Source organism: Martinezella calliandrae, assembly GCF_030272695.1.
Taxonomy (GTDB): domain Bacteria; phylum Pseudomonadota; class Alphaproteobacteria; order Rhizobiales; family Rhizobiaceae; genus Rhizobium; species Rhizobium calliandrae.
Window position 1 is genome coordinate 1 of the sequence record NZ_JARFYN010000234.1, and the last position, 361, is coordinate 361.

Annotated in this window: 1 protein-coding gene; it reads right to left on the reverse strand. The window is 66.2% G+C overall.

Features of this window, described 5'->3' with window-relative positions; all coding sequences use genetic code 11:
* The coding region (locus tag PY650_RS36895) for a condensation domain-containing protein (protein WP_285885053.1) at positions 1-361 on the reverse strand (361 nt) is incomplete at both ends.

Consider the following 361-nt stretch of genomic DNA (forward strand, 5'->3'; position numbering starts at 1 on the left):
CTGGGTCAAAAGGAAGACGTGCTCCTCGTCCGACATGTCGATCAGCCGCCCGCGGATCAGCGGCCCGCGCGAAAGATCAAACGGCGTACGCGCTTCCTCATGGCACAGCTCCAAAAGCGCCGCTTCGGCATCCGCCCTGCCCTTGAGATCGTGCTCGAGCACCGGCAGCCCCGCATCCGGCGGCAGGACCTCGACCAGGGGCTTGCCCTCCGGCGCGACAAAGACGCTGCGCAGCGCCTCATGGCGCGCCAACAGGCGGTCAAGGCTGCGCTGCCAGGCGCTGCGATCGAGCACACCGTGCAGTCGCAAGACCAGCGGAATATGATAGTTGGTGCTCGCCTCGTCCAGCTGCGCCAAGAAC